The following is a 5,734-nucleotide window of genomic DNA, read 5'->3' as shown; positions in this document are numbered from 1 at the left end:
TTGTGGCGTGTTGTTTGAGAACTCAACAGGGTGTTTGGATGGTCAGCGTGTGGGCTGGCTGGGCTGGTTGCCGGGTCTCTTTTTGTGGGGGTTTTGGTGGCTGGTTTGGTTGGTACTGTTTTTGACTGTCAATTTCCTTGGGATGCTCGGCCTGCTGAGGTTGGGTGTCTCGGATTAATCGGTCAGGGCATGCTTCGACATATTGCTTGCTGCATTTTCTGCTGGGCGACGGTTGTTGTTTGGTGGTGGTGTGGTGTTTGGTTTTGGTTGGAGAGTTTGATCCTGGCTCAGGACGAACGCTGGCGGCGTGCTTCACACATGCAAGTCGAACGGAAAGGCCCAGCTTGCTGGGTGCTCGAGTGGCGAACGGGTGAGTAACACGTGGGTAACCTGTCCCCTTCTCTGGGATAACCGTTGGAAACGGCGGCTAATACCGGATATGACTGCTTCTCGCATGAGGGGTGGTGGAAAGCTTTTGTGGTGGGGGTGGGGCTTGCGGCCTATCAGCTGGTTGGTGGGGTGATGGCCTACCAAGGCGGTGACGGGTAGCCGGCCTGAGAGGGCGGTCGGTCACATTGGGACTGAGATACGGCCCAGACTCCTACGGGAGGCAGCAGTGGGGAATTTTGCGCAATGGGGGGAACCCTGACGCAGCGACGCCGCGTGGAGGATGACGGCTTTCGGGTTGTAAACTTCTTTTATCCACGGCGAAGATGTCGTTTTTGCGGCATTGACGGTAGTGGTTGAATAAGCGCCGGCTAACTACGTGCCAGCAGCCGCGGTAAGACGTAGGGCGCGAGCGTTGTCCGGATTTATTGGGCGTAAAGGGCTCGTAGGCGGCTCGTCGCGTCTGCCGTGAAAAGCTCCGGCTTAACCGGGGTCGTGCGGTGGATACGGGCGGGCTGGAGGTAGCTAGGGGAGACTGGAATTCTACGTGTAGCGGTGAAATGCGCAGATATGTGGAGGAACACCGGTGGCGAAGGCGGGTCTCTGGGGCTTACCTGACGCTGAGGAGCGAAAGCGTGGGGAGCGAACAGGATTAGATACCCTGGTAGTCCATGCTGTAAACGGTGGGCGCTAGGTGTGGGGTCCTTTTTTGGGTTCTGTGCCGTAGCTAACGCATTAAGCGCCCCGCCTGGGGAGTACGGCCGCAAGGCTAAAACTCAAAGGAATTGACGGGGGCCCGCACAAGCGGCGGAGCATGCGGATTAATTCGATGCAACGCGAAGAACCTTACCTGGGTTTGACATCACCCGGAAACCCTCAGAGATGGGGGCCTCTTCGGACTGGGTGACAGGTGGTGCATGGCTGTCGTCAGCTCGTGTCGTGAGATGTTGGGTTAAGTCCCGCAACGAGCGCAACCCTTACCCCATGTTGCCAGCAGGCGGTCTTTCGAGGCTGTGCTGGGGACTCGTGGGGGACTGCCGGGGTTAACTCGGAGGAAGGTGGGGATGAGGTCAAGTCATCATGCCCCTTATGTCCAGGGCTTCACGCATGCTACATTGGCCGGTACAGCGGGTGGCGATACCGTGAGGTGGAGCGAATCTCTGTAAAGCCGGTCGTGGTTCGGATTCGAGTCTGCAACTCGGCTCGATGAAGGTGGAGTCGCTAGTAATCGCAGATCAGCAACGCTGCGGTGAATGCGTTCCCGGGCCTTGTACACACCGCCCGTCACGTCATGAAAGTTGGCAACACCCGAAGCCTGCGGCCCAACCGGTCTTTGATCGGGGGGAGTGGTCGAAGGTGGGGCTGGCGATTAGGACGAAGTCGTAACAAGGTAGCCGTACCGGAAGGTGCGGCTGGATCACCTCCTTTCTAAGGAGTCCCGACCCGTCTGAGGGCGTGGTCAACCATCCGAGTCCTCCACTGGCGCTAGGCTGGTGGTGGTTCCTGCTCGGGTGTGTATGGACTGAGAATTTTGTTTGGTGTGTCGACTGCGCGCTGAGAATATAACCATCCTTGAGGCTTTTGGTCTCTGTCGGTGTCCGGTTTCGGATGTCGGTGGGGTCCGGGGGTCTCGCACCCTGTTGGGGTTCTGAGGCAATTCGTCTCGGGGCCCGGTCTTGCTGCGGGCGCACGTGTGTGCTGGTGGTGGTTGTGGGGCTGTTTGGTCCTGGTGTTCTTGTTCTGCTGTTGGTGGGGTGGGGGCGGGCTGCTGCTGGTGGGTGTGTCGGGTGTGGCTGGTGTGTTGTTTGAGATTTGTATAGTGTGCGTGAGTGTCTTTGTTTTTCTATGTGACTGGCCGATGTGTGTTGGTTAAGTTGTGTAGGGCGCATGGTGGATGCCTTGGTGCCGGATGACCGATGAAGGACGTGTGAGGCCGCGATAGGCCTGGGGGAGTTGCCAACTGGACTGTGATCCCAGGGTGTCCGAATGGGGGAACCTGGCCGGCGTGATGGCCGGTCGCCGCTTCCTGAATGTATAGGGGAGCTGGTGGTGTGGCGGGGAAGTGAAACATCTCAGTACCTGTCTGGAGAAAACAAGAGTGATTCCGTGAGTAGTGGCGAGCGAAAGCGGAGGAGGCTAAACCGGGTCCGTGTGATAGCCGGCAGGTGTTGCGGGTTCGGGGTTGTGGGGCGTTGCTGTCTGTCTCTGCCGAGGCGGAGCGTGTGTGTGGTGGTCTAGCTGAATGGTCTGGGAAGGCCGGCCGGAGTGGGTGAGAGTCCCGTAGGTGAAGGACTGCGATGCAGCGTTGGTGATGTTTCCCGAGTAGTGCGGGGTTCGTGGAGTCTCGTGTGAATCTGCCAGGACCGTCTGGTAAGCCTAAAAGCGTCTGGTGACCGATAGTGGAGAGTACCGTGAGGGAATGGTGAAAAGTACCCCGGGAGGGGAGTGAAAGAGTGCCTGAAACCATGTGCCTGTAAGCCGTCAGAGCCCGGCGTGTCGTCCTTGTGGCGGCGCGTGGTCGGGTGGTGGCGTGCCTTTTGAAGAATGAGCCTGCGAGTTATGGTGTGCCGCGAGGTTAACCCGTGTGGGGGAGCCGGAGCGAAAGCGAGTCTGAAGAGGGCGTCGAGTGGTGTGCTGTAGACCCGAAGCGGGGTGATCTACCCATGTCCAGGGTGAAGCGGCTGTAAGAGGTCGTGGAGGCCCGAACCCACCTAGGTTGCAAACTGGGGGGATGAGGTGTGGGTAGGGGTGAAAGGCCAATCAAACTCCGTGATAGCTGGTTCTCCCCGAAATGCATTTAGGTGCAGCGTTGCATGTTGCACCGGGGTGGTAGGGCGCTGGTTGGGTGATGGGCCGTGTCGGTTACTGAGCTCAGCTAAACTGCGAATGCCCTGGTGTGGAGTGTGGCAGTGAGTCCGCGGGTGAGAAGATCCGTGGTCGAGAGGGAAACAGCCCAGATTACCGGCTAAGGCCCCTAAGGGTGTGCTGAGTGGAAAAGGATGTGGGGTCGCGTTGACAGCCAGGAGGTTGGCTTAGAAGCAGCCATCCTTGAAAGAGTGCGTAATAGCTCACTGGTCGAGTGGTTTCGCGCCGATAATGTAGCGGGGCTGAAGTGCACCGCCGAAGCCGTAGCAAGGATGCCGGTCCGTGTGGCCGGTGTTGTTGGGTAGGGGAGCGTCGTGTACGCGGTGAAGCCGAAGCGTGAGCTAGCCCGTTGGGGTGTGTCGGTGGAGTGTGCGCGAGTGAGAATGCAGGCATGAGTAGCGTGACAGCTGTGAGAATCAGCTGCGCCGATTGACTAAGGGTTCCAGAGGACGGTTGTTCCGCTCTGGGTTAGTCGGGGCCTAAGGCGAGGCCGAGAGGCGTAGTCGATGGGGAACCGGTTGATATTCCGGTACCCGTGACACGCGCCCGTACCATGATAGCGGTTGTGCTAACCGGCTGGGAGTCGGTGTTGGCCGTCCTTCGGGGCGATCGATGCTGGTGACTGGTTGGGGTCCCTGCCGTGTGTAGTGTAGTGATGGGGTGACGCAGTGGGGTGGCCGTACCGTCTGGTGGATTAGGCGGGGTAAGGTGGTAGCCCGTGCTCCCAGGTAAATCCGGGAGGACTCCAGTGCAAGCTGGGAGGGTGAGCGCTGATGCATAGTGCATACGCATGAATTCGGTGTGCCCGTGCTGTCGAGAAAAGCCTCTAGCGAGTGTGTCACGGCCCGTACCCGAAACCGACACTGGTGGTCAGGTAGAGAATACTGAGGCGTTCGAGTGATGTGTGGTTAAGGAATTCGGCAAATTGCCTCCGTAACTTCGGGAGAAGGAGGGCCCCGGCCCGTGGGACGAAGCGTCCGGGAGCGGGTGGGGGTTGCAGAGGCCAGGGAGCAGCGACTGTTTACTAAAAACACAGGTCCATGCGAAGCCGTGAGGTGAGGTATATGGACTGACGCCTGCCCGGTGCTGGAACGTTAAGAGGATCCATCAGCCCTTTCGGGGGTGCCGTGGTGAATTGAAGCGCCAGTAAACGGCGGTGGTAACTATAACCATCCTAAGGTAGCGAAATTCCTTGTCGGGTAAGTTCCGACCTGCACGAATGGCGTAACGACTGCTCCGCTGTCTCAACCACATGCTCGGCGAAATTGCAGTACGAGTAAAGATGCTCGTTTCGCGCGGCAGGACGGAAAGACCCCGGGACCTTTACTATAGCTTGGTATTGGTGCATTGTCTGGTTTGTGTAGGATAGGCGGGAGCCTGGGAAGCGCGCACGCTAGTGCGGGTGGAGGTGTTGGTGAAATACCGCTCTGATCTGATGGTGTGTCTAACCTGGCGCCCTGATCGGGTGTGGGGACAGTGCCTGGTGGGTAGTTTAACTGGGGCGGTTGCCTCCTAAATGGTAACGGAGGCGCCCAATGGTGCCCTCGGGCCGGTTGGAAACCGGTCGGTGAGTGTAAGCGTAGAAGGGTGCTTGACTGTGAGAGGGACGTCTCGAGCAGGTGCGAAAGCAGGGGCTAGTGATCCGGCACCGGCGTACGGATGCGGTGTCGCTTAACGGCTAAAAGGTACCCCGGGGATAACAGGCTGATCTTCCCCAAGAGTCCATATCGACGGGATGGTTTGGCACCTCGATGTCGGCTCGTCGCATCCTGGGGCTGGAGTTGGTCCCAAGGGTTGGGCTGTTCGCCCATTAAAGCGGCACGCGAGCTGGGTTTAGAACGTCGTGAGACAGTTCGGTCCCTATCCGCCGCGCGCGTAGGAGATTTGGTGGAGGGCTGTCCCTAGTACGAGAGGACCGGGATGGACGAACCGCTGGTGTGCCAGTTGTCCCGCCAGGGGCATGGCTGGTTGGCTACGTTCGGGAGCGATAACCGCTGAAAGCATCTAAGCGGGAAGCGTGCTCCGAGATGAGATCTCCGTCAACATTTGTTGGTGAGGCGCCCGGGAGATGACCGGGTTGATAGGCCCCGCATGGAAGCCCAGCAATGGGTGGAGTGGAGGGGTACTAACCGCCGAGGACTTAACCTGCCAAAACACGACCGAGCCCGGTCACGGGCGGGTGGCCTTTGAACGGGCTGCCCTGGTAGCGAAACGATAAGGCATTCACGCACGCTATGCGATTCTGAGGCAACACACCCCGGAACCGCCCCGCACTGGTGACCCTGGTGCCGCTTCCGCGGCCTGCTGAGGGGACCTGGTGCCGAAAGGGGGGGTCTGGGTGGTTGGTTCGAGGGTTTGTTTGGTGGTGAGAGCGGGAGTGTCACACCCGGTCCCATTCCGAACCCGGTCGTTACGGCTCCCTGCGCCGATGGTACTGCACTCGCGAGGGTGTGGGAGAGCAGGACACCGCCAAACATTAAAC

3 rRNA genes are annotated in these 5,734 nt (G+C 59.2%); all 3 read left to right on the top strand.

Annotation, left to right across the window (positions count from 1 at the left end):
- The first annotated feature begins 264 nt into the window (after positions 1–264).
- The 3 genes from JFB92_RS24660 (at position 265) to rrf (ending at position 5,727) form a co-directional block, all read left to right on the top strand.
- A 16S ribosomal RNA gene (locus JFB92_RS24660) occupies positions 265–1,815 on the top strand.
- 439 nt (positions 1,816–2,254) lie between these two features.
- Positions 2,255–5,400, top strand: a 23S ribosomal RNA gene (locus JFB92_RS24655).
- Between the two features lie 210 nt (positions 5,401–5,610).
- Positions 5,611–5,727 (top strand): 5S ribosomal RNA (rrf, locus tag JFB92_RS24650).
- The 16S, 23S and 5S rRNA genes sit together here, the layout of an rRNA operon.
- Positions 5,728–5,734 lie beyond the last annotated feature (7 nt).

It is taken from the genome of Glycomyces salinus (genome assembly GCF_016428645.1).
Taxonomy (GTDB): Bacteria; Actinomycetota; Actinomycetes; order Mycobacteriales; family Micromonosporaceae; genus Glycomyces; species Glycomyces salinus.
This window is presented reverse-complemented; position numbering and strand designations above follow the sequence as displayed.